This window comes from Paenibacillus rhizoplanae (assembly GCF_042684125.1).
GTDB classification, from domain to species: Bacteria; Bacillota; Bacilli; order Paenibacillales; family Paenibacillaceae; genus Paenibacillus_AQ; species Paenibacillus_AQ rhizoplanae.
In genome coordinates, this window is record NZ_JBHUKY010000033.1 from 464688 (window position 1) to 487792 (window position 23105).

16 protein-coding genes, 7 tRNA genes and 1 rRNA gene are annotated in these 23105 nt (G+C 54.5%); 8 read left to right on the forward strand and 16 right to left on the reverse strand.

Features of this window, described 5'->3' with window-relative positions; translation table 11 throughout:
- Positions 1 to 151 precede the first annotated feature (151 nt).
- The 4 genes from ACFSX3_RS20860 (at position 152) to ACFSX3_RS20875 (ending at position 4589) form a co-directional block, all read left to right on the forward strand.
- Positions 152 to 856, forward strand: coding sequence for a response regulator transcription factor (locus ACFSX3_RS20860; protein ID WP_209872412.1), 705 nt, complete (start codon positions 152 to 154; stop codon positions 854 to 856).
- Positions 853 to 1851, forward strand: coding sequence for a sensor histidine kinase (locus ACFSX3_RS20865; protein WP_209994201.1), 999 nt, complete (start codon positions 853 to 855; stop codon positions 1849 to 1851). Before ACFSX3_RS20860 ends, ACFSX3_RS20865 begins: the two co-directional genes overlap by 4 nt.
- A 118-nt stretch (positions 1852 to 1969) precedes the next feature.
- Positions 1970 to 2737 carry an ABC transporter ATP-binding protein gene (locus ACFSX3_RS20870; RefSeq protein WP_036732423.1) on the forward strand — a complete coding sequence of 256 codons (768 nt, stop codon included), beginning with the start codon at positions 1970 to 1972 and terminating at the stop codon, positions 2735 to 2737.
- Complete coding sequence (locus tag ACFSX3_RS20875; protein ID WP_209994200.1) at positions 2709 to 4589, forward strand: FtsX-like permease family protein; 1881 nt, start codon at positions 2709 to 2711, stop codon at positions 4587 to 4589. The genes ACFSX3_RS20870 and ACFSX3_RS20875 overlap by 29 nt, the downstream gene beginning before the upstream one ends.
- A 136-nt stretch (positions 4590 to 4725) precedes the next feature.
- On the opposite strand, the gene ACFSX3_RS20880 is transcribed toward ACFSX3_RS20875, so the two are convergent.
- The 6 genes from ACFSX3_RS20880 to ACFSX3_RS20905 all read right to left on the reverse strand — a co-directional run bounded on the left by ACFSX3_RS20880 (position 4726) and on the right by ACFSX3_RS20905 (position 15320).
- Positions 4726 to 8490 (reverse strand): Ig-like domain-containing protein, encoded by a 3765-nt coding sequence (locus tag ACFSX3_RS20880; RefSeq protein ID WP_209994199.1) that lies wholly within the window; start codon positions 8488 to 8490, stop codon positions 4726 to 4728.
- A gap of 39 nt (positions 8491 to 8529) precedes the next feature.
- Complete coding sequence (locus tag ACFSX3_RS20885) at positions 8530 to 10077, reverse strand: ABC transporter substrate-binding protein (protein WP_209994198.1); 1548 nt, start codon at positions 10075 to 10077, stop codon at positions 8530 to 8532.
- 38 nt (positions 10078 to 10115) lie between these two features.
- Complete coding sequence (locus ACFSX3_RS20890) at positions 10116 to 11000, reverse strand: carbohydrate ABC transporter permease (protein ID WP_209994197.1); 885 nt, start codon at positions 10998 to 11000, stop codon at positions 10116 to 10118.
- Positions 11001 to 11015: 15 nt separating this feature from the next.
- Positions 11016 to 11939, reverse strand: a complete 924-nt coding sequence (locus ACFSX3_RS20895) for an ABC transporter permease (RefSeq protein ID WP_211720845.1) — start codon at positions 11937 to 11939, stop codon at positions 11016 to 11018.
- Positions 11940 to 12187: 248 nt separating this feature from the next.
- Complete coding sequence (locus ACFSX3_RS20900) at positions 12188 to 14497, reverse strand: helix-turn-helix domain-containing protein (protein ID WP_209994195.1); 2310 nt, start codon at positions 14495 to 14497, stop codon at positions 12188 to 12190.
- Between the two features lie 94 nt (positions 14498 to 14591).
- Positions 14592 to 15320, reverse strand: a complete 729-nt coding sequence (locus tag ACFSX3_RS20905) for a GDSL-type esterase/lipase family protein (protein ID WP_209994194.1) — start codon at positions 15318 to 15320, stop codon at positions 14592 to 14594.
- A 135-nt stretch (positions 15321 to 15455) separates the two neighbouring features.
- Here ACFSX3_RS20905 and ACFSX3_RS20910 point away from each other — a divergent pair, with 135 nt between their 5' ends.
- Positions 15456 to 16322, forward strand: coding sequence for a helix-turn-helix domain-containing protein (locus tag ACFSX3_RS20910; RefSeq protein ID WP_173128771.1), 867 nt, complete (start codon positions 15456 to 15458; stop codon positions 16320 to 16322).
- 20 nt (positions 16323 to 16342) lie between these two features.
- Here ACFSX3_RS20910 and ACFSX3_RS20915 read toward each other — a convergent pair whose 3' ends face one another.
- Complete coding sequence (locus ACFSX3_RS20915; RefSeq protein ID WP_209994193.1) at positions 16343 to 17245, reverse strand: AraC family transcriptional regulator; 903 nt, start codon at positions 17243 to 17245, stop codon at positions 16343 to 16345.
- A 134-nt stretch (positions 17246 to 17379) separates the two neighbouring features.
- On the opposite strand from ACFSX3_RS20915, the gene ACFSX3_RS20920 reads away from it, so the two are divergent.
- Together ACFSX3_RS20920 and ACFSX3_RS20925 are read left to right on the forward strand one after the other, a co-directional pair.
- On the forward strand, positions 17380 to 19371 hold the full coding sequence (locus tag ACFSX3_RS20920) for a beta-galactosidase trimerization domain-containing protein (RefSeq protein ID WP_209994192.1): 1992 nt from the start codon (positions 17380 to 17382) through the stop codon (positions 19369 to 19371).
- A 65-nt stretch (positions 19372 to 19436) separates the two neighbouring features.
- Positions 19437 to 19859 carry a VOC family protein gene (locus ACFSX3_RS20925; protein WP_209994237.1) on the forward strand — a complete coding sequence of 141 codons (423 nt, stop codon included), beginning with the start codon at positions 19437 to 19439 and terminating at the stop codon, positions 19857 to 19859.
- 22 nt (positions 19860 to 19881) lie between these two features.
- Here ACFSX3_RS20925 and ACFSX3_RS20930 read toward each other — a convergent pair whose 3' ends face one another.
- Positions 19882 to 20766: a LysR family transcriptional regulator gene (locus ACFSX3_RS20930; RefSeq protein WP_209994191.1), complete on the reverse strand. Its 885-nt coding sequence runs from the start codon at positions 20764 to 20766 to the stop codon at positions 19882 to 19884.
- A 141-nt stretch (positions 20767 to 20907) separates the two neighbouring features.
- Between ACFSX3_RS20930 and ACFSX3_RS20935 the strand changes: the two genes are divergently transcribed.
- The gene (locus tag ACFSX3_RS20935) at positions 20908 to 21855 is read left to right on the forward strand and encodes an NAD(P)-dependent oxidoreductase (protein ID WP_209994190.1); all 948 of its coding nucleotides are present in this window, start codon (positions 20908 to 20910) and stop codon (positions 21853 to 21855) included.
- Between the two features lie 57 nt (positions 21856 to 21912).
- On the opposite strand, the gene ACFSX3_RS20940 is transcribed toward ACFSX3_RS20935, so the two are convergent.
- From ACFSX3_RS20940 to rrf, 8 genes are all read right to left on the reverse strand, one after another.
- Positions 21913 to 21991: transfer RNA gene (locus ACFSX3_RS20940), tRNA-Leu, on the reverse strand.
- Between the two features lie 78 nt (positions 21992 to 22069).
- Positions 22070 to 22146: transfer RNA gene (locus ACFSX3_RS20945), tRNA-Arg, on the reverse strand.
- A gap of 6 nt (positions 22147 to 22152) precedes the next feature.
- Positions 22153 to 22227 (reverse strand) — tRNA-Gly (locus tag ACFSX3_RS20950).
- Positions 22228 to 22259: 32 nt separating this feature from the next.
- Positions 22260 to 22337: transfer RNA gene (locus ACFSX3_RS20955), tRNA-Asp, on the reverse strand.
- A gap of 5 nt (positions 22338 to 22342) precedes the next feature.
- A tRNA-Met gene (locus tag ACFSX3_RS20960) sits at positions 22343 to 22416 on the reverse strand.
- 40 nt (positions 22417 to 22456) lie between these two features.
- A tRNA-Val gene (locus ACFSX3_RS20965) sits at positions 22457 to 22532 on the reverse strand.
- Between the two features lie 74 nt (positions 22533 to 22606).
- A tRNA-Glu gene (locus ACFSX3_RS20970) sits at positions 22607 to 22681 on the reverse strand.
- Positions 22682 to 23021: 340 nt separating this feature from the next.
- Positions 23022 to 23105 (reverse strand): 5S ribosomal RNA (rrf, locus tag ACFSX3_RS20975); the annotation flags it as partial.

Consider the following 23105-nt stretch of genomic DNA (forward strand, 5'->3'; position numbering starts at 1 on the left):
TCTTGCCACTTCAACCAACACGATAGAATGAGTCGGTTCAAAAATATGTCCCACTCTATGACTCCCCACCATCCTCCCCCGCTAATTCCCCTTACACCCTCACCCGTGTTATATATGTACTTAACTGAACAAGACAAGGAGAGCCGTGAAGATGTCCAGAATCATGATTGTGGAAGATGATCCGAAGATTGCAGATCTGCTGCACTCGGCTATTGAGAAATATGGATATGAGGCCGTAAGGGTCAGGGACTTTCGCCTGGTGCTGCAGGAATTCGAGGAGATGAGACCGGAGCTGGTTCTGCTGGATGTGAATCTGCCCAGCTATGACGGGTATTACTGGTGCCGGCAGATCCGCAGGGTCTCCACCTGTCCTGTGCTGTTCATCTCGGCGCGCGACGGTGAGATGGACCAGATCATGGCGCTTGAGAACGGAGGGGATGATTATATCACCAAGCCGTTCCATTCCGGAATTGTGCTCGCCAAGATCCACAGCCATCTCCGCCGGGCCTACGGGGAATATGCGGCTAAGCGCGAGGAGCTGGTGCTCGAGAAGGAAGGGCTGATGCTGTACCCTGAAAGGCTTGAACTGCAGTACGGGCAGGCGGTCGTGCCCCTTACCCGCAAGGAATCGGATCTCATCGAGAGTCTGATGGAGCGTTACCCGAGGGTTGCCAGCCGGGAAGCGCTGCTGGAGAAGCTATGGGACCCGCAGGCTTTTGTGGATGAGAATACGCTGAATGTGAATATCGCACGGGTCCGCAAGAAATTCCAGGAGCTGGGGATGGAGGATGCCGTGCTTACCGTCAGGGGTTCGGGATACCGGCTCAACAACAGCTGGTCAGAGGCGGAGTCATGAGGCTGTTTCTCCGTGAGCATGCGTTGTTATTGGCTGTGCAGATCGTGCAATTCGGCGCTATGCTGTCCATTTACTGGCTGGACGGCTACCGCGATCTGCCGACCGCGCTCTATGCGGTCTTCATAGGCTTCTTCTTCCTCAGCTGCTACTTAATCTACCAATATATCAGCAGGCGCCGTTATTATCTCCGCCTCAGCAGACCTCTGGAGACACTGGACGAATCCTTTCAGAAGCTGGAGAACCACCCTGTGTCCACAGCGCTGGAGCAGTTGCTGCACACCCAGTACGGCTACTATCAGCAGCAGCTGACGGCGGTGAAGCAGCAGCAGGAGCAGCATCTGACTTTCATAGACCAATGGGTCCATCAGATGAAGACGCCGTTGTCGGTCATAGAGCTGACCGTGCAGAATATGGACGAGCCGGAGTTTGCCAGCATCCGCGAGGAGCTGGAGCGTATGCGCAGCGGACTGAATACCGTGCTGTATATGGCCAGGCTGCGGGCTTTTGAGAAGGATTTCCACATCAAGCCTGTCGTCCTGCCGAAGCTGGTGAACGAGGTTGTCCATGATCACAGACGCCTGTTCATCCGGAGCCATATCTACCCCGAGGTCCACGCCTCCGCTCCGGACATTACCGCCCAGACGGATGAGAAATGGCTGTTCTTCATGCTGTCGCAGATTATGAACAATGCCATCAAATATTCAGCGGCGGCTAACACAGAGAACGGCCGGAAAATCACGGTAGCCTGCTATCTCAGAGGAACGGATGCGGTCATTGAGGTCAAGGACCGGGGAATCGGGATTCAGGCGTCTGATCTCAAACGGGTATTCGACCCTTTCTTCACCGGCGACAACGGGCGAGGACTGCGGGAGTCTACAGGAATGGGGCTGTATCTGACGAAGGAGTCCGCAGACCGTCTCGGACACCGGCTTGAGCTGGAATCGGCGGCCTGCGAGGGAACGGTGGTGCGGATTATTTTGACGGCGAATCCTTAGCTTAGCTTACAGGCATGTAATAAAAGTGAAATCTAAATCGATGGCTGAGCTGCTGCCGTCTCCGGTATATTGGTTACAGAACAAGTGTGTTGCACACATAGAAGGGGAGTACAGCCATATGCTGGAGGTAAAAAAGGTCAGTAAAATCTATGAAGGAAACGTGGCCTACCGGGCCTTGACCGACATTGATTTAACCATTGCAGCCGGAGAATTCGTGGGGATAATGGGACCCTCGGGCAGCGGAAAAACCACTCTGCTGAATCTGATTGCCACAGTGGACGTTCCGACTACCGGAAGCATTAGGATTGATAACAAGGACACGGGCAAGCTGGACAAAAATGAGCTGGCGGTCTTCCGCCGCCGGGAGCTGGGGTTTGTGTTTCAGGATTTCAATCTGCTGAACACCCTGACTGTGGAGGAGAATATCGTGCTTCCGCTGACACTGGATGGAACCCGGGTCAGTGAAATGAAGCATAAGGCCCGGGAGATTGCCGGTAAGCTTGGGATCAGCGCCATTATGAAAAAACGCACCTATGAGATCTCCGGCGGACAGGCCCAGCGGACAGCAATCGCCAGAGCCATGATTCATTCGCCGAAGCTGCTGCTGGCGGATGAGCCTACCGGCAATCTCGATTCCAAAGCCGCCAGGGATGTGATGGATCTGCTGGAAACGCTCAACCGTGAGCAGTCCGCGACGATGATGCTTGTTACCCATGATGCTGTAGCCGCCAGCTATTGTCACCGGGTCGTCTTCATTAAGGATGGCAGATTCTATACGGAGATTCACTGCGGGGATAACCGCCAGAGCTTTTTCCAGAAAATCATCGACACACTTTCGCTGTTAGGGGGATATAGCCATGACATTCCGCCAGTTCGCATTCCGTAATGTCACCCGGAACATGAGGCTATACACCGCCTATTTTCTCAGCAGCATGTTTACCGTGATGGTGTTCTTTACCTTTTCCATCTTTGCCTACCATCCGGTGCTGAGCGGGGACAATATTCAATCCAGTGCGGCTCTTGCGCTCTCGGTCTCCAAATGGGTGATCTATGTGTTCTCCTTCTTCTTCGTGCTCTATTCCATGAGTGCATTTCTGCAATCGCGGAAACGGGAATTCGGGCTGATGATGATGCATGGCATGACGGTCCGGCAGCTCCGGCGGATGATCTTTCTGGAGAATATGATCGTCGGGTCAGGCGCCACGCTCAGCGGCATCGGACTCGGCGTTATTTTTGCCAAGGGGATTCTGCTTGCCGGGGAGAATGTGCTTGCGCTGAATGAGCCGCTGCAATTCTATTTCCCCTTCAAGGCGATAGTACTGACGCTGATCTCCTTCCTGCTGCTGTTCGTCCTGATCTCCCTGTTCATCTCTACGGTGCTGCGCAGCGGCAAGCTGATTACGCTCATCCATTCCAACCGTCAGCCCAAGCCGGAGCCGAAGGCCTCGCTTCTGCTGTCGTTGCTGGTGGTAACACTGCTGGGAATCAGCTACTTCCTGTCTCTTCGGGCAAGCGGTCTGAGTGTGGTGCTGCTGCTCGCGCCGGTGGTCATTATGGTGTCAATCGGAACCTATCTGCTGTTCACACAGCTCAGTGTGTACCTGATCCGTAAGCTGAAGGCGCGTGAGCAGCTATTCTGGCGCAGAACCAATATGCTGCTGCTCTCTGATCTGGCCTACCGGATGAAGGACAACGCGCGTTCCTTTTTCCTGGTCGCGATCATCTCTACTGTGTCCTTCAGCGCGATAGGAGCTTTATACGGCTTCCAGTCGATGATCAACGGAGCGCTGACACAGAAGAATCCCTATCTGTTCACCTATCAGTCCTTGGATGGAGACAGCAAGGTACAGGCCCATATACAGCTGATTGACGAGAGCCTGGGCAGAGCCGGGATTGCCGCCGAGAAAACAGGTCTGGAGCTTAACTACTATAAGGCTATGGAGGGCCGGACAATGGTTCTGGTGAAGCAATCCGAATATAACCATGTAGCCGAGCTGCTGGGGCTAAATCCCATCCGGCTTACCGCAGGGAAAGCAGCCGTTGTAGATTTCGGCCTGTCCCGCGAGGGAGAAGAAATGCTCAACCAGCCAGTCGAGCTGCAGTCAGGAATCATCATCGAGGCGGACCAGGCTATCGTATCTTGGGCGGTGCGGGGAGTCAGCGGTTATTACGTCGTCCCCGATGAATGGATCGGCAAGCTTGGACAGCTGCTCAAAGTGAGCCGGTATTATGCATGGCACGGAGCGATTGGACAGCCGGGTGCAGAGAAGGCAGGAGCAAAGCTGACGAATGAGCTTCCCTATGATGAGCAGTATACTTTCTATGCACTCGAGTATTTAACCTCCAAGACGAATGACGGCTTTGGCCCCGTGATGTTCATCGGTTTTTTTGTCGGGATCGTGTTTTTTGTCTCTGCCGGCAGCTTTCTCTATTTCCGGCTGTACAGCGATCTGGATGAGGACAAACAGAAGTTCAGGGCCATCTCCAAGCTGGGGCTAAGTGACAAAGAGCTTCGCCGGATATTGAACCGCCAGCTCAGCCTGCTCTTCTTCGCGCCGATCGTGGTCGCCCTTATCCATGGAGCCGTTGCCCTTACAGCGTTGTCGCATATGTTCCAGTACTCCATATTCAGGGAGTCCCTGCTTGTGCTGGGCCTGTTCTTCGTCATTCAGGTAATCTACTTCTTCATTGTCCGCCTGTTCTACACGAGGCAGATCCGGTCCGCGCTGGCCGGATAAGACCGGTAGCGCAAGGCAAAGAAGCCGCCCCGTAAGGGAGCGGCTTCTTGCCGTATCCATGGTCTATTCCAGCTGGACCCGTGGTCTATCCTAACTGCACCCGTTCGGATTCTGCGCAAGCAGCGCCCGCCCTCCGTTACGGCAGGACCGAGAAGGTGATATCGTCGAACAGCATATAAGCGAAGCCGCTGGTATAGAAGCCGACCTTGCCGGACGGGCGGTGGTTCGGATCGCTGCCGGAGAGCCTTGGCGAACCATTCACAGATACGGCGATATCTCCGCCTCTCACCGTTACCTTCACATCATATTCCGTATCCGGCAGCAGGTCATGCCCCGGCAGTACACTCTCGGTAAGCTTCTGCCACGCTGTATCATACAGGATCCAGGAGGAAGATCCGTCTGCCCGGGTCCGGTAGCCGATCCGGGTGGAGCCGGAGCTGTCCTGGCGGTCGAAGATGTACAGGATGCCGTTATCCGGCATCGCGGACGGCGTCTTCAGCTTGAACTCCAGCTGATAATCCGTGAAGCTGCGGTCGAGCAGGCCTGACGCGCCGTTCAGCAGCTTATAGCGGCGGTTGCCGTCCGGATCAGCGGCGATGCTGCGGTTAGGGTCCACTGGCCAGCCGTTGCCCCCGTTCTCGAAGTCCGTCTCATGCATAATATTAGAGACGGTGACGGTAATATCCGCCTTAATGAGCGGATTCACCGTGGACACCGCCGAGATGACCGTCTGCCCCTCGTATACGGCATGCACAACGCCCGTATTGTCCACCGTAGCGACCGCCGGGTTGGCCGACTGCCAGGTCACGCCTGTATCCGGCGTATCGGCAGGATCGAAGGCCACCTGCAACGGCCGCTGCTCCCCTGCGGCCAGACGCACCGCGCTCTCCGCCGGAATAATCCCGGCCAGCGTAGTCGTCAGAGCCTTGAACTGAATGTCATCGAAGTGCATCTGGCTGACATTGCTGACGTAGAAGCCGACTTTGCCCTCTGCATTGTGTCCCGGATCATTGCCCTTCAAGCGGAAGGCTCCGTCCAGATAGACGCTGATATCGCCGCCCTTCACAAGCATTTTGACACTGTATTCCGTATCCGGCTGCAGGTCATGCCCCGGCAGCTTGACTTCCTTCAGCACCGTCCAGGCCGAATTGTACAGCAGCCACGCAGAGCTTCCGTCCGCCCGGGTCTTGTAGCCGATCCGGCTGGAGCCGCTCCCGGCCTGGCGGTCGAAGATGTAGAGGGTCGCATTATCCCCCATCACCCCCGGCGTCTTCAGCCTGAAGCTCAGCTCATATTCGGAGAAGTTCTTGGCACTGAGAGACGAGGCTCCATTCAGAATCTTGTACCAGCGGTTCGTTCCGAGCTTCTCGATGCTACGGTTCGCATCCTGCAGCCAGCCGTTCGCACCGGATTCGAAATCCGTGAAATCCATCACGCCGTCGCCGGCCTCCACATGAACCGTGACCGTGGCGGTCAGCAGCGGATTCTCTGCCGAGGCTACCGTAATGACCGTGCTGCCGACCGACTGGCCGGTAACATTACCTGCGCCGTCCACTGCCGCGATGGCGGGATCGGCCGAAGTGAAGGTCAGGGCGGGATGATCCGCATTCCACGGAAGCACCGCCGTGCGCAGCTTCACCGTTTTCCAGCGGTCCACGGTTATTTCATTGTCATAGACGGCAACTCCCTGCACGGGATAGCTGTCCGGACTGGTTGTCGTGCCCGCCCTGCCGTCAACGCCGATATCGTTAAACGGAATGTCAGGGAAGCCGGGAATGGCACCAAAGACATCCGCATCCGGCCGCAGCGACAGATCGCCTCCCGCCAGGTCGGTGAAGCCGGGATCTGCGGCAGTCACCCAGTTATTCGCATACTGGACCAGTCCGAACTTGTCGTAGGCCCCGTACACATTGGTCGTTACGCTGCGCGGAACCGACGGGTTGTAGACGACATTCCCCTGGAACGTATTGGTGTCGGGATAATACCGGTTCTCCGTGAAGAAATCCGCCAGCTCGGGATACTTGGTCATATAAGGGGTGCCGGTGAAATTATTGTTCGCCGCGAACAGCGCCTGCCACTTCGGCATGTAGTTGAGCGGCACCTGATCATCCGGCTCGTCGCCCAGGAACATATCCGCATAATCATAAGGAATCTTGCTGTCGATGAAGATATTGTTGCGGGTCAGGATATGGGATCCGCCGTTATTTTTAATGGCCGAATTGCCCATCTTGTAGAAAATATTCTCGTCAATGGTCAGTCCCATCGTGAAGTTGTCAGGGTATACCCCTTCTACTCCGGCTTTGCTCTCGCCGATGTTATGGAAATAATTGCGCCGGATGACCGTCCCACGCTCATGGGGCTGCTCCCCCGCATTCATATAGATCGCGCCGAGATCCGAGAAGGTGGTGCATACGTCATAGATCTCGTTATACTCCACGGTATGGTCATTGCCGAAGATCAGCACGCCGGGATGGGGCGCGTCATGCAGCTCATTGTTCGACATGCGGTTACCGACGCCGGACAGCAGCACGCCGGGATTATAGGCTTTGTGATAGTAGGCAAAATCGTGGATATGCGAATTCTCCACCACATTGTTCCCGGGCGCAAGCGTTGTCTTGTTCCCTCCTGTCAGCGTGACGGCAGTGCCGCCGATATGATGGATATGGCTGCTGATAATGGCATGGTCCGTACCCGGCGCCCCTTCAAAATTATTGTAGTAGAACCGGCTCTGCGTATTGACCAGCACCCCGCTGTTGGTGAAGTTACGGATCTCGCTGTTCAGGATACGCATATGACTGCCGCCCATGAATACGGCTGCTGAATCACGGCCGTTCTCCAGAATAAGCTCGGAGAAGTCGATGTACGAAGCATTCAGTGCGTTAATCATCGGACTCTTCAGCATTGTGACTTCAATATCGGGATTCGCGGCAGCGAACTCGGCGTTCGGCAGGAAATACAGCTTGCCGGCCGGGCGGTCGATATAATATTCACCGGGCATATCGATTTCCTCCAGCAGATTCTGCGCGAAGTGGAAGTCAGGGTACCAGTTCTTGAAGATGCCGCTCATCTCCCCGTAGCGGAGGGTGATGCTCTTAGCGGCCGTATCGATGGAAGCAATCTTATTGTACGACCATTCCCAGCTGTAGCCGAAAATCCCGTCCAGCCAGATATCGTCTGCCTGCGTCCAGTACTGGGGCCGGTCATACGTATAGGTGAAGGTGCCCCCGCGCGTATGCACTTCCCCGTTCGGGTCCTTCCGGGTCGGACCGGGATCCAGGATTTCATCCATCTGGACGGTGCTCTCATTGGGCCAGCGGGCCAGGGTCATGCCCTGCCCGGCCACATACAGCTCCATCGGCGGCACCTCGCTGAGATCATTGGCCAGATAATAGCCGTGGCGGCTGAGCTGGCCGTAATCGGTGATGCCCAGTGCTCCCAGATCTGCGGCCAGCACCTTCGTTCTCGCCTCCGGGCTGATGATCCGGCCGAGAATGGCCGGGTCAGTGACCGGAACGAACGCGGATTTGGCCAGCTTACGGGAGCCTGACAGAGTCACCGACTCCCCCGGATAAGCCGTGTACTTAACCGGCTTACCGGCCTCGCCGGAGTCCTGCTGGCGCAGCTCGAAGCTGGAGGTCCGTTCGTACCTGCCTTCACGCAGATACACGGTGACGCCGCCCTCTGGCAGACCGTCCTCCGTTTTTAGCGTCCGGATGGCATCGCGCGCCTTCTCCAGCGTCTGGAATGGGGCAGTCAGGGTCCCGGAATTGGAATCGCTTCCATTATTGGCGACATAAAAAGCTGTCCCGGACGTACCGCCCTCCGCTTGTGCAACTGGGGGAGCGGGGTTGAGCGTGAACAGCAGACTGGCTGCAAGTGCCGCAAGCAAACGTTTTTTCACCAGGGCTCCTCTTCCTTTCAAAGTGGGATGTAGGGGGGCTTACTTCTTCAGACCTTTATCCTTCAGGAATTGTTCAAATTGCTTGGTGACTTCCGCCACGTATTTCTCCTCGCCCGCTTCCTTCAGCTTGCCGTACAGCGCAGGCCAGGTCTCTTCAAAATCAAGCGTACCGGTAACCAGTCCCCGTTTGTATTCTCCCCATACGGCGTTCAGGTTGGCAATTTCGGTATTCACCGGCTCGGAATTGAATTTGAAGGCACCGACAGGATTGACCTCGGAATCAGAATTGATCTTCTTGGTCTCTTCCCAGACATTCTCCGGCTGTCCTTCCTTCAGATAAGAGTTGAACACACTCCCGAACACCCAGTCCATATTCGGCAGGTAACGGGAATCTGCTTTGGCCTTGATGTACTCTCCATCGGCCTTATCATAATGTTCACCGGCAATGCCGTTACAGAGCAGATTGTACAGCTCCTTGTCGGTATTCACCAGATTCAGGAACATCATCGCGCGTTCAGGATTAGGAGCAGTACGGCTGATGGACTGGTTGGTGGTGGCTGAATAACCGTTGGAGAACCAGTCGCTAAGCGGAACGGTGATCACATCATTGCCGCCGTTTTTGGCCTTCACCTCAGCCTCAACCCCCGGCTTCAGCGTCACGTTGAAATCGACGGCAATTTGGCCTTTCGCCAGGTAATCATTCGCTTTTTCGGTGGCGGCATCCTTGTAAATATAGCCATCCTTATACCATTTGCTGGCCAGCCGGAAATTGTCCAGCTCTTCTTCGGGATAGCGCTGTAATGTATAAGTGGGATCATCCGTTTTGATATAGAAATGGTCATCCAGACCTGGAACCACCCAGTACTTGTCGTCATGGGCCTCGGGATTGATGAAGGAGGTACCGAATATGCCAAACGGAATGATGTCCGGCTCATTCTGCTTAATCTGGGCCAGGAAGGGCTCGATATCGGCTACTTTTTTGATGGAAGCGGTGTCAAGTTTGTACTTGTCAGCGAAGCGCTTCTGGATGATGAATCCATACCGGGAGCCGTTGATCTGCTGGTTCGGGATGCCGTATATCTCCCCGTCCACCGAGAGACCGTCCCACATGACCTGCGGCACATCCTTCTTCAGCTCCGGCGCATACTCCTCAAGCAGAGCATCCATCGGCTGGATGGCGCCCTTGCGCACCAGCTCTTCAGGCTTCAGCATGTAGCCGGTCCAGAGAATATCGAACTTCTCGCCTGCCGCAAGCACCGTGTTCATCTTCTGCACATAATCCCCGATCGCTACAGGCATCAGCTTGACGGTGGCATTGATCTTCGCCTTCGTAATCTTGTTTACTTCCTCCTGCACCTTAGCCTGATCCGCCTGAAGCTGCGACAACGGATAATACCAGGTCAGTTCAACCGGCTTCAGCTCCCCTGCGCTTCCAGATTCGGGAGCCGCACTTTGCGCGGCATCCGTCCCGCTTCCTTCCGTGCCTGTCCCGGCATTCGTGCCGCCGTTATTATTCCCCCCGCAGCCTGACAGCACAGATGCAACCAGCATTACGGACGCCAATACTCCAACCAGCCTTTTTCTCATGTAAGTGACCTCCTGTACTTAGTACATGTAATTGTATGTTAACCCTTTAGGGAGCCAACCGTAAGTCCTTTGACGAAAAACCGCTGAAAAAACGGGAAGATCACCAGCATCGGTCCGCCGGCCAGTACAGCAATCGCCATCCGCGCCGAGCTGTTCGGGAAGCTGCTCAGATCAATGCCGAGCTGTCCGGTAAATTCAGAGTTCGTCGTCAGAAACTCGATGCTGTTGAGCGTCCGCACCAGCAGAAGCTGCAGCGGCACCTTGTTCGGATCGTCGATGTAGAGCATGGCGTTGAACCATTCGTTCCAGTAGGTGAAGGAGATCAGCAGACCCAGCGTCGCCAGCGCCGGAGTGGACAGCGGCAGGATGATGCGGAAGAAAATGCGGAATTCCCGCGCCCCGTCGATTTTGGCCGATTCAATGATCTCCAGCGGAATCTTGGACATGAAGCCCTTCATGACCATAATGTTGAACGGTGACAGCAGAATGGGCAGAATCAGCGCCAGCAGGCTGTCTTTCAGATGCAGATATTGCGTAATGAGAATGTAGGAGGGAACGAGCCCCCCGCTGAACAGCATGGTGAAAAATACATAGAAGGTCGTCGCCCGGTTATACCGGTAATCCTGCCTTGAAATCACGTATGCGGTCATCGCGGTCAGGAGCAGTCCGGCCAGCGCGCCGATAATGGTCACCGTGAAGGTCACCCCATAGGCACGGAGCAGAATATCGGGAGCGTCCAGCAGATACCGGTAGGCATCCAGACTGAAGGACTCAGGGATGAACTGATACCCATTGTGGGTCAGCGACTTCTCATCGGTCAGTGATACGGATATCACCAGCAGGAACGGCAGAATCACCACCAGCGACAACACCGTAAACAGCAGATTAATAAACAGCTTGGAAAATTCAAATTTCTTGCCCACGCTCAGGGCACCTCCTTACCACAGGGAATTATCGGGATCGACCTTGCGCACAATTCCGTTAGCCGTCAGCACCAGCACCAGACCTACAACCGACTGGTAAAAGCCTGTAGCCGCAGACATGCTTACATTGCCGACTTCACGCAGCGCACGGTATACATAGGTATCAATGATATCCGTAGAGCCGTACAGGAAACCGGAGTTATTCGGGATGAAATAATGCAGGCCGAAATCTCCGCGGAACATATTGCCGATGGACAGAATCAGCATAATAATGATGATCGGAGCCATCAGCGGGATAGTGATTTTGAACGCCATCTGCCGCTTGGTTGCCCCGTCGATCCGCGCCGCCTCGTAATATTCACTGTTAATGCCAATAATCCCGGCAAAATAAATCAGCGTATTGAAGCCCACGACCTTCCATAATTGAACCAGAATGAGAATGACGGGCCACGGCCCGGCATCCTGGTACCAGCTCACCGGATTCAGCCCGAAGGATTCCAGGGTGCGGTTGATAAAACCATCCGAATGGTTCAGGAAAGCATAGGCCACATAACCCACAAGTACCCATGAAAGGAAATGTGGCAGAAACAAGGCTGTCTGGTAGAACTTGCTCCATTTCGCCTTGATTTCATTCATTAGAATCGCCAGCAGCAGCGCGGCCGAGGTACCTACCACAATGTAGGCGGTATTATATAGAACCGTATTCCGGGTAATCCTCCATGCCGTATCCGTAGTGAATAAATAACGGAAATTATCCAGTCCCACCCACTTACTGCCGAAGATACCGAGATCATACCGGTAATTCTTGAAGGCGATAATCAGGCCGATCATGGGAATGTAGGCAAAAATCAATTTGTACAGCAGTCCCGGCAGTGAGAGCAGAAACAGCTCCCGGTTGTTCTTGAAATGATGCAGCTCTCTTCCGATCTTATTCAACATAACCAAAGCCCCTTCCTTTCCTTCCTTAGCTGCAGCTGTTTGCCTGTGTCCCAGGCTTTGCACGACTAACATAGCGCAGAATCCGGCTGTAGCGTTACTGTACAATTGCAAGAATGCTGTAACGGCGGGCTGTATTGTTGCCAGATTCCTGTTCCGGCGGGCGCAGAACTCAGGTGCGGCGCAAAAAGCCCGCTAAATGAGCAACGCTCATTCAGCGGACTTGTGGTTGGCGTATGAAGAGAAGGGGGTTATTTGCTGCGGTCAATAGCACATTTCAGACGGTACTCCTTCGGCGTAGTGCCGTAGCGGCGTTTGAACAGGCGGTAGAAATAGCTCTCATTCCCGAATCCGACCTTCTCCATAATCTCAGTCACAGTCAGGTCCTTCTGCTCCAGATACTCTCTGGCACAGGACAGCCGGGCGGCATTGATCTGGTCGACCACAGTCGTCCCTTCCTGCGCCTTGAACACCTGCCCCAGGTACACGGAGCTCATCTTGAGCATATCGGCGATCCGCTGCACATTGAGGTCGGGATCAGCGTAATGCTTATCAATGATCTCCTTCACCGTTTCCGCCAGCAGCCGGTTCTTGTCTTCCCGCCCGCTCCGGCGCTGCTCCGCGACTTCACGCACCACCTCCAGAAGGACAGTCTCGATCTCATCCAGTGTTTCCTTTTCCAGAATCCGCCGGTTAATCGCCTGAAGGTTGACCGAGACCGGGTTGACGTTACGGCTGTTCATCTCGCCAAGCGTCTGGTTTAAGGTCACAGCAAGATGCAGCACCGCAGAGTACATATTCTCGTAGCTGAAGCCGCCGAGCAGCTCTCTCCATTTACGGATCGTCTGCTCCGTCTCTGCCAGATCTCCGCCCTTCAGCCCGTCTGTCAGCTGCCGTTCCAGCTCCTGCGGGATACGCAGCGCTTCGTTCTGCTCATTCTCCCGGAGCAGCCCAGGCTCCATAACCGCTCCCTTGCCGAAGATCATCCGGTAGTTGGAGTGGCGTATAGCCAGATTGTAATGCCGGGTAATGAGGCGGTAATTGCTGAACACTTCGCTTAGTGTAACGGTAAAAGTAATATGATAATAACGGGCAATCTTCTGCTGAAGCTCCCTGAAGCGCTCCTCCAGCTTCGCCAGCTCCTCCTCAGTGTTCCCGGCAACGAAGACCAGATGGCCGCTCTTCATATCTGCGGCTTCACAGGACCCTTCCAGGCGCAGTACCTCCTGGCCGATGTTGGCTATGGCGAAATACAGCAGGGATTCCATCGGCAGTCCCGGCTCTGCCGCAAGCCCCTGCAGATTGTCGATCTGAACGAGCGCCAGACGGAGCGGGGACGGATAGGCGATGTCAATGCTGTGCTGCTCCTTGAGCTGCATGAAGGCCTGCTCATCCAGGCTGTGGCTTGCGCCGATCAGGCTGCGGAGCTGATAGAGCTTGGCAACATTGGACTGCGAGGCCCGCTCCAGCTCAAGGCCCTTGAGCTTACTGATCATCTCGGTGAGGTTGGCCGCAATCAGCGACAGCTCATCCTTGGCCTGCGGCGCCCCGCGGACATCCTGCGGAACCAGTGTCAGCAGTTGGCCTACCGGCTTATACAGACGTACCGCAAAGAACACGGACAGCAGGACGGCGAGCAGAACTACGGACAGTGTGACCGCGATCTCCGTCCATTTCATCTGCCGGACGCTGCCCAGCACCACATCATAATCCTGCATGCTGACAATCTGCCAGTTGTTCAGGGCTTTGCTCAGATAAGTAACCTTATACTTCGTGTCGTCATGCTTATAGTTGAAGGAATCCAGCGGCCTGCCCGATTCGCTGATCCGCGGCAGCAGCTCCCCCTTGAGGTCGAGATCCTCAGGCAGCTGCCCGCCGGTGGAGATGAGCACCTCACCGTCGGTATCGGTCACGAATAGAACATCACTTTGCCGCTCGGCTACCTGGTTAAGCGCTTTCATGTTATCCAGCATCCAGCCCGGCTTCACCGTCAGAATTAGCACGTTGTCATTGATTGAACCCAGCGTCTCCCCGTCATACAGGAAGAACGCAAAGACATCAATGCCCTCGCCCTTTCCGTCCAGGTCCAGCGGAATAAGCTGTAGCTTCGGCAAGTCTGCCCTGGAGTCCATATAGCCCTGAAGGGAGCTGTACAGAAGATTATTATCAATCTCATGATTCAGCGACGAGAAGAAGCGGTGCTGGGCCCCGTTATAGAATACAGCCGCATGAAGATACGGGGACGCTGCGACCGTATGGTTAAGCCGTTCAATTTTGAGAATGCTCTGCCTGTAATCCGCACCGGACTTCAGCGCCAGCAATTCCTCGTCATTGTACAGGGACACCGCCAGATCTTTTACGATCCCGTTCATGTTCTCGATATTGTAATTGATCTGGGTCAGCAGCTTGCGGTCGGCTTCATTCTGCAGGCTAAGCACCTTGCTGCGGGCACCCGAGTTCACAAACAGCGAGGCCACAGCCAGTATAGCGACAACAAGCATGAAGCTGAGTAAGATCCGCTGCAGATATTTCCGCGAACGGATCGTCTGAAGTACATTCATAGGTGATCTCTCCCGGCTCTTAGGGTGACCTTACTATAATCCCGCGCCAAATTGCTTGTCAATCGGTGGTTCTGTGAGCCGCCTTCGGGAATTCTTACGTACCGGGCAGCTGATCCGGCTCGCACCGAAGCAGCTCCCGGAGAAGGGTCCGGGCAATCACCTCATGTCCCGGGGCATCCGGGTGGATGCCGTCGCCGTATCTATAGGAGGCATTCAGCGACCGCTCATGCCGGATATGCTCCAGCAGCGGTGTGCGCAGATCAATGACTCCGTCCGCCGGACACCCCCCGGACAGCAGCCAGCCTGCATAACGCTCCAGCACCTGATCATAGTCTTCATACGGCGCCAGATAGCTGAAGTCAGCCGCATCCGCCGGCTGCAGTGGACCGTTCATGGACAAGGCATCGAACGGCGGCGGTGTCATGAGCACTACCCCTGCTCCCGCATCACGAATCTGTGTGCTGAGTGCCAGCATCCCCGCCTGATAGGCGGAGAACCGCTTATCCGAGAACGGATGATAGATTCCGTCATTCATCCCATAACAGGCTACGGCCACATCGGGAGCGGCTGCCGCCAGTTCCCCGGCCAGCCGCTCATGGACGCTCGGCCGCGGGCCGGGATGCGCCGCTTCGCTGAGTCCCGAGACCGTCTCGCTGGGAACTCCGGATGGAGCCAGCTCCACGGTCCACTCCGGGCGGTGTCTGCTCAGCCATTCCCGGATCAGCCGGATATACCGTCCGTCAGCCGTGATGCTGTCCCCGAGAAACAGAATCTTGGGACCTCCGGTATGGGTTATTCCTTTATTCCTCAGTACATGCAGCATTCTTGTCCCTCCTCACCTTACGCAGGCCTGTGCCTGGCCCTGCCGCAGCCGGGCCGGTATACCCGCCATCTAATGGTAGCGCCGCCTGCCCCTTTCCGCCTTGACGATCCCGACCTTCTTTAGCATAATATGGCCATGACAACCAAAATACTAGCGCGGGATATTGGCCTTGAGCCCGGTTTCACCTTCAGAATCCAGAAATGCCCGCTGACCCATGATTACTATGTCCACAGCCATGACTTCTCGGAGCTGGTCGTTATTCTGTCGGGAAATGCCGTTCATATCATTGAGGGGAGGGAATATCCGGTTACCGCCGGCCAGGTTTTTCTAATCCACAGCAACGTTTCCCACGGCTACAAGAATGTCGACGGCATCGAATACGTCAATGTAATGTTCCAGCCCGAGCAGCTGCTTCAGCAGTCCGAGTTAAGACTTCTGCCAGGCTTCCAGGCACTGTTCTATATTGAGCCGTTCTACCGGAAGGAGATGTACTTCAAGGGCATGCTCTCTCTTGAAGCCGGGCAGCTAAGGGAAGCTACGCGGCTGCTCGATGATATTCTTGAGGAGCATGACCGGCAGCCGGAAGGCTACCGGCTGATGATCCGCACCTACTTCACCGCTCTGGTAGGCATGCTCTCCCGCTATTATCAGAACAGCAGCGGCCATGAGGATAACAAGGCGCTGCGGATCGGGGAGACCGTCACCTATATCGAGGAGCACTTCCTGCAGCCGGTCACGCTGCAATCCATGGCGGACCGGGCCTATATGTCTACCCGCCAGTTCCTGAGAGTATTCACCCGCAATTACCACACCACCCCTATGGATTATGTCATCCGCAAGCGGCTGGATTATTCCTGCACACTGCTGCGCAGCCCCGGCCTGAGCATCTCCCAGGTGGCGATGGACAGCGGCTTCCATGACCAGAATTATTACTCCCGCCAGTTCCGCAAGGTATTCAACTGCACCCCCAGCCAATACCGAGAGAGGATGCAGGGTACCTGACCGTAAGCCGGAACAGGCGCTTAGAGCTCCTCCCGTCCCGCTGCGCCGGCCGCCTCCTGCTGGTGCAGCCGCCGCCGGTAGGCTCCGGGCGTGATTCCGAACCGGCTGCCGAACAGGCGGGACAGATAGCTCGGGTCCGGAATCCCTACCCGTTCGGCAATCTCCGAGACCCCCAGCACTGTGCCGCCCAGTAATTTCTTGGCTTCCTCCAGACGCAGATGCAGCACATACTGCAGCGGTGTGGTGCCGATATGCTGCTTCATGCACCTCGTAATATAATCCGCCTGGAAATGAAGCTCCTCCTCAAGCCGGGCCAGATGAAACGGCTCCCTCCAATGAACATCCAGATAGGCCGCGGCAGCCCGGGCCAGCCGGACTGCCGGCTCCGGCTGGATCGTCCGTTCACATTCCGCCTGCAGTCCCGCCAGCAGCCCGGCCAGCAGCAGATGCAGCCGCAGCGCGTTCCCTGCGCTGAGCCGGCTATGAATCTCGTTCATCTCCCGCAAGATCGGCCCCAGTCTCTCTACATCGACCGCAGCGAACTTCGGCAGGTACAGCCGCTGCCGGACAGGCTCCTCATCCTCCACCGTTCCCTTGGACAGCAGGGAAGACCAGGGAATATCCCCGCGCCGGATATAGGCCGGCTTAGATTCATGGATGAAGTGGACCCAGAAGATCTCCGTATCCTCCTCGCAGGCACGGTAGCCGTCATGCGGCCGTCCCGCCTCCAGCACCAGCAGCATTCCCGGACCCACTGCATACTCCTTGCCCTCTTCTGTCATATAGAGCGTTCCCCGCTTGACCAGCAGCAGATCATATACCCCGAACGTGCGGGCGAAATGCCGGTCCCCCGCCGACCAGACGGCATGTCCCACCGTGACGAACTGCGGCAGCGGCGGAATGGAAAATTCCAGGCACAGCATGATATCCCCTCCTTCTGTCTTAAGTCGGTTTTGTGCTAGTTAAGGTCTATATTATCACTGGCTGCTGCGGCAATAAAGAGGTACATTGACTGGGAATCCGCTTTTCATTCCATTCCATAAGGGGCTGTGTATCCATGCGTTTTCGTCAGGTTCACCTTGATTTCCATACTTCAGAAGCCATTCCCGGCATTGGCCGTGAATTCTCCAAAGCCCAGTTTCAGTCCATGCTGCGCACAGGTCATGTAGACTCTGTCACGGTATTCTCCAAATGTCATCACGGCTGGGCCTATCATCCCAGTGAAGCCAATGAGATGCACCCTCAGCTGACCTTTGACCTGCTGGGCGAGATGATAGCGGCAGCCCATGAGATCGGCGTCCGCACACCGGTGTATCTGTCGGCGGGCCTTGATGAGAAGCTGGCCCGCCGTCACCCCGAGTGGCTGATCCGCGATGCCGAAGACCGCACGCGCTGGGTGAAGGACTTTATGACACCGGGGTACCATGAGTTCTGCATGAACACGCCGTACCTGGACCTGTTGCTGGCGCAGATTCATGAAGCCGTCTCCCGGTACGAGGCCGACGGCATCTTCCTCGATATCGTCGGCGTCCGTAAATGCCGCTGCCAGTACTGCGTTACCGCCCTGCGGGCAGCGGGCCGGGACCCCCGGGATGAAGCAGCGGTTGTGGCTCTGGGCGAACAGACCTATCTGCACTATGCCCGCCGTGTGCGCGAGACCATTGATGCCGTGAAGCCCGGTCTTCCGGTCTACCATAACAACGGCCATCAGCAGCGGGGACGCCGCGACCTCGTGCAGGTCAACAGCCATCTGGAGCTGGAGTCCCTGCCCACCGGAGGCTGGGGATATGATCATTTCCCGCTGTCCGCACGCTACGCCCAGACGCTGGGCATGGAATTCCTCGGCATGACCGGCAAATTCCATACCTCCTGGGGAGAGTTCGGCGGCTATAAGCATCCGAACGCGCTGCGCTTCGAGACTGCGCTTAGCCTGGCCCACGGTGCCAGATGCTCCATCGGTGATCAGCTCCATCCCTCCGGCCTGATGGATGAGGCAACTTACGCCCTGATCGGCACTGCCTACAGCGAGGTCAAGGCGAAGGAGGAATGGTGCAGCGGGGTCACTGCTGTGGCCGATATTGCCGTCTTATCGCTGGAAGCGGCACGGGAGGCCTGTCCCGGCGGGCAAGCACGCAGAGGAGAGCGTAATCTGGCTGACGCCGGAGTGGTGCGGATGCTGACCGAAGGGCATTACCTGTATGATATCGTAGATACATTCAGCGATTTTAGCGCGTACAAGGTGCTGATTCTCCCGGATGAGGTATCTGTATGGCCTGAGCTGGCCGATGCCATAGAGAGCTTCACGGCTGGCGGCGGCAAGTTGCTGGTTACCGGATGCTCGGGATTGAACCTGGCCGGGAATGCATTTGCCCTGAACATGGGAATCACCTGGCTTGGAGAGAACCCGTACCAGCCCGCGTATTTCAAGCCCTATTTCACACCCGGTGCGTTATTGCCTGCTTCCTTTGTCATGTACGGCGAAGGTCAGCTAATCGAATTGCAGGAAGGACAAGGAGAGGCACTCGGACACCTGGAGAACCCTTATTTTAACCGTGACGTCTTCACCTTCTGTTCCCACCAGCACACGCCGGGCGCGATGGAGAACAATGGTCCGGGAATGACCGAGAGCAGCAGCGGAATCTATATCGCCTGGAAGGTATTCAGCGAGTACGCCGAAGCCGGCTCTCTTATCTTGAAGGAGTTGGTGCTGCATGCACTGTCTCGCCTGCTCCCCCTTCCTTCCCTGCGCACCAATCTGCCGGCCCGCGGCATAACGACCCTGCAGTATCAGCAGGCAGAGCAGCGTTATGTCAATCATCTGCTCTATGCTGCACCTGCCCTGAAGGGCCGGATTGAAGTCATCGAGGACCTCGTGCCGCTCCATGATATTACCGTCAGCCTGCGGCTCCCGTCTCCCGGCCCCGTCCACCGGGTTTATCTGGCTCCTTACATGACAGAATTGCCGTTCACACTCAGCCAGGATGGCGAGATTACTTACACGATTCCCTACCTGGAGAATCATCAGATGGCGGTAATTGAGCTGGTGTAGATTAGGTCCATTTATAGTAGAATAATAAGAGCTATACCATTGCCTAGAATGAGAGGATGACCGGGATGCTTCAGTCCATTGTGCACATTGCTCTAGTCGTTAAGGATTATGATGAAGCCATAGAATTTTATACAAACAAGCTGAATTTCACATTAGTTGAAGATCTCTATCAGCCCGAGCAGGATAAAAGATGGGTCGTAGTCTCCCCTCCCGGATCAGCAGGCACTACCCTTCTGCTGGCCCGGGCATCGAAGCCTGAACAAGAGTCCTTTATCGGCAATCAGGCAGGCGGACGGGTATTTCTTTTTCTGAACACCGATAACTTCTGGAGAGATTATCATGAAATGGTCTCCAGAGGGATTGAATTCGTCAGAGAACCCAAAGAGGAAGCGTACGGAATCGTTGCGGTATTCAAGGATCTGTACGGCAACCTGTGGGACCTGCTGCAGATGAACGCGGACCACCCGATTTCCAAGCGGGTACAATGATTGTACAGCACAACAGGCCAACTCACTGGAGTCCAAATCTATCTTGCAGATAGTTATCCAGAATCCGAAGGGGCTCGTGTAATGCCTGGTTTGGAAACTTATGAGTGACCTTATAGCCTATTCTTGGGGGCACTGACAGCGCCAGCTTCTGCAGAACAAATTCTCCCATCCCCATCATATGTGCGCCAATTGAAGCAGGAACGATCGTCCATTGTCTGGCATCCGTCAAAAAAGTAGTAATGAGTCCCGCTGTGTCCAGATGCACACGGGACGGGCACAGCGGGTCCCACCACTGGTCATGTCTGAATTGAAACTCCCGATTCCAATTGACGAAGACTTCATGCTCTGCCGCCAATTCTTCCATTTCTACTGTATCTCCAGCCTGCCGCCCTGGTACAGCCAAGCGCAACAGCACCATTTCTTCAGTAAAAAACGGTTGAACAGTAACGCTAGGCGATACGATTTCCCGTACCACAAACGCCACATCCATCTCACGCCGCTCAATACTATCAAAAGCCTCCTGAGTATGCTGCGTACGAATCTGCAGCCGGATGGACGGGGTATGCTGATTAAGCATTCTATATACCGGAGGCAAGACAAAGTGGCTTATACTTTCCGCAGCGCTTATGGCCAGACTTAACTGCGAACCGTTAGCCTTTAAGATTTGTGTCTCCCTCCAGAGCGCCTCCCATCTTTCCGCAATGCTGAAAAAGTTCTCCCCGTTTGGAGTCAGACTGATTTTGGGTGCCCCCTTTCTTCGCTCAACCAACAGGCCGCCCATTTCCTGCTCTAATGTCTTTAACCGGTAGCTTACCGTAGCTTGTGACAGGTGCAGCAGTTCGGCCGCTTTACTGATACTCCCTGTCCGTACGATAGCTAGAAACGCTTCAATCCCAGGAAAATACATCGCATACCACCTCAATATATAGAAAATATTAATATAGTTCACAAAATATTTGCGTTTTACAACATTATTCGTTATGTCTAAAATTATCATTAACACAGACAAGGGGTCAAATAGTCCAGGTTATGAAAAGGTGGTTTAACCATGAAGATTCTCATCGTTGGTCATTTTAACGAGACCGCACAATCAAAGATTACAAGGTATTTTCCGCAAGACTGGAATGTTGTCATTGTCCCGCCCGGACAAGAAATGCTGCATCATATTGAAGATTGCCAGGTCCTCATCCCTGAGCATATCAAAGTGGACCCTAGCCTGCTTGCTACCGCCCAAAAATTAAAATTGGTACAGACCGGTGCAGGTTATGATAATGTCGATATCTCTGCCTGTACACAGCTCGGCATTTGGGTGGCCAATGCAGCAGGAGTGAATGCACAGGCCGTGGCCGAACACGTAATGGCACTAATACTGTCCTATTATAAAAACATACCGTTTCTTGATCATTTCATGAAATCCAGGATGGATGAACATGACTTAGAGTATACAGGGAGTGAATTAGAAGGCAAAACCATTGGGATTATCGGGCTCGGCGCTATCGGAAAAAAAGTAGCTGCGTTTTGCAGGGTTTTTGATATGAATGTGCTGGCTTCTGCGAGAAAGACAGTGGTACAGGCTGACGATTTGGTGACAATGACGGATATCGATACTCTTCTAAGTACATCGGATATAGTCAGTGTACATGTACCCTTGACTGAGCAGACCAAGCACCTGATCAACCAAGAAGTGTTCAAAAAAATGAAGAATACCGCCCTTTTTATCAATACAGCCCGCGGGGGGATTGTCAACGAAAGAGACTTGATAGATGCCTTAAAAACTGGGGAACTTTCCGGCGCCTGCCTGGATGTGTATGAATCCGAACCGCTTCCTATAGACAGTGAGCTCCGCACTCTGAGTAATGTGATCCTTACTCCCCATACCGCAGGAATGCCCGATGGCCGGAAATTCCACAAAAAAAGATACGATTTCTTTATAGATAATATAAAACGTGTACAAAACGGGAAAGCGCCTGTGAGCAGGCTCAATCAGTTATTATAGTTACGGTGCAATAAAAAAGGCTTATGACATTGTACAATGTCATAAGCCTTTTTTTAGTACCGGCGAGAGGACTCGAACCTCCACGGTTTCCCACTCGATTTTGAGTCGAGCGCGTCTGCCATTCCGCCACGCCGGCATATTATACGTATATATCCGCTAAGGATAATTAAATTTTAGATAGAGAAGCAATTAAAGTATGTTATGAAGTTAAAAATGGTGCGCCCTGAGAGATTCGAACTCCCGGCCTTTTGATTCGTAGTCAAACGCTCTATCCAGCTGAGCTAAGGGCGCAAAATATGGAGCGGACGACGGGAATCGAACCCGCGACCCTCGCCTTGGCAAGGCGATGCTCTACCGCTGAGCCACGTCCGCACACGGTATGTATTCAAATGCTTTGATAAAAATGGCGGAACCGACGGGATTCGAACCCGCGATCTCCTGCGTGACAGGCAGGCATGTTAGGCCAACTACACCACGGTTCCAAATATTGCGGGGGCAGGATTTGAACCTGCGGCCTTCGGGTTATGAGCCCGACGAGCTACCGGGCTGCTCCACCCCGCGTCAGTTATAAAATATTCTCTTCTTGCTTGCAAAGTCTGCATGGTGGAGGCTGAGGGGTTCGAACCCCCGACCCTCTGCTTGTAAGGCAGATGCTCTCCCAGCTGAGCTAAGCCTCCATCGAAGAAGCAACTTAATGATCATAACACATTTCCACGAGATGTACAACCATAAATTTATCAAACAAAAAAGTTGGTGACTCGTATGGGATTCGAACCCATGTTACCTCCGTGAAAGGGAGGTGTCTTAACCCCTTGACCAACGAGCCAGATGAACGAACAATCTTTCGACAACAAAAGGTATTATATCAAATAAAATAGAATAATACAATAGAAATAGAAATATTCTATTATATGTTCAGTATCTACATCAAACGCGAAGAGCTTGCTCTTAAGCCCTCTAAGACATCTCTCTATCTGTAGGGCGGCCCAGGAGTCCTGCCTTCACCACGGCTCCCCAGTCTCCTGTGTAGGGTCTCAGAGGAAGCAGACAAGGTGAAATGACGGACATCTCTTCATTCACTTCTCAGTCTGCCCACGATCTCTATGAAATACATCAGCAATAGCACAACAAAAAACCACCGTTGATAATCAACAGTGGTCTTAAGTGCTTGGCAACGTCCTACTCTCCCAGGACCCTTCGGTCCAAGTACCATCGGCGCTGGAGGGCTTAACGGTCGTGTTCGGGATGGG

Bases quoted from the DNA above. Each gene is read 5' to 3' on its own strand.
- ACFSX3_RS20860 (WP_209872412.1), top strand. From the start codon at position 152: ATGTCCAGAATCATGATTGTGGAAGATGATCCGAAGATTGCAGATCTG.
- ACFSX3_RS20865 (WP_209994201.1), top strand. From the start codon at position 853: ATGAGGCTGTTTCTCCGTGAGCATGCGTTGTTATTGGCTGTGCAGATC.
- ACFSX3_RS20870 (WP_036732423.1), top strand. From the start codon at position 1,970: ATGCTGGAGGTAAAAAAGGTCAGTAAAATCTATGAAGGAAACGTGGCC.
- ACFSX3_RS20875 (WP_209994200.1), top strand. From the start codon at position 2,709: ATGACATTCCGCCAGTTCGCATTCCGTAATGTCACCCGGAACATGAGG.
- ACFSX3_RS20885 (WP_209994198.1), bottom strand. From the start codon at position 10,077: ATGAGAAAAAGGCTGGTTGGAGTATTGGCGTCCGTAATGCTGGTTGCA.
- ACFSX3_RS20895 (WP_211720845.1), bottom strand. From the start codon at position 11,939: ATGTTGAATAAGATCGGAAGAGAGCTGCATCATTTCAAGAACAACCGG.
- ACFSX3_RS20900 (WP_209994195.1), bottom strand. From the start codon at position 14,497: ATGAATGTACTTCAGACGATCCGTTCGCGGAAATATCTGCAGCGGATC.
- ACFSX3_RS20905 (WP_209994194.1), bottom strand. From the start codon at position 15,320: ATGCTGCATGTACTGAGGAATAAAGGAATAACCCATACCGGAGGTCCC.
- ACFSX3_RS20910 (WP_173128771.1), top strand. From the start codon at position 15,456: ATGACAACCAAAATACTAGCGCGGGATATTGGCCTTGAGCCCGGTTTC.
- ACFSX3_RS20915 (WP_209994193.1), bottom strand. From the start codon at position 17,245: ATGCTGTGCCTGGAATTTTCCATTCCGCCGCTGCCGCAGTTCGTCACG.
- ACFSX3_RS20920 (WP_209994192.1), top strand. From the start codon at position 17,380: ATGCGTTTTCGTCAGGTTCACCTTGATTTCCATACTTCAGAAGCCATT.
- ACFSX3_RS20925 (WP_209994237.1), top strand. From the start codon at position 19,437: ATGCTTCAGTCCATTGTGCACATTGCTCTAGTCGTTAAGGATTATGAT.
- ACFSX3_RS20930 (WP_209994191.1), bottom strand. From the start codon at position 20,766: ATGTATTTTCCTGGGATTGAAGCGTTTCTAGCTATCGTACGGACAGGG.
- ACFSX3_RS20935 (WP_209994190.1), top strand. From the start codon at position 20,908: ATGAAGATTCTCATCGTTGGTCATTTTAACGAGACCGCACAATCAAAG.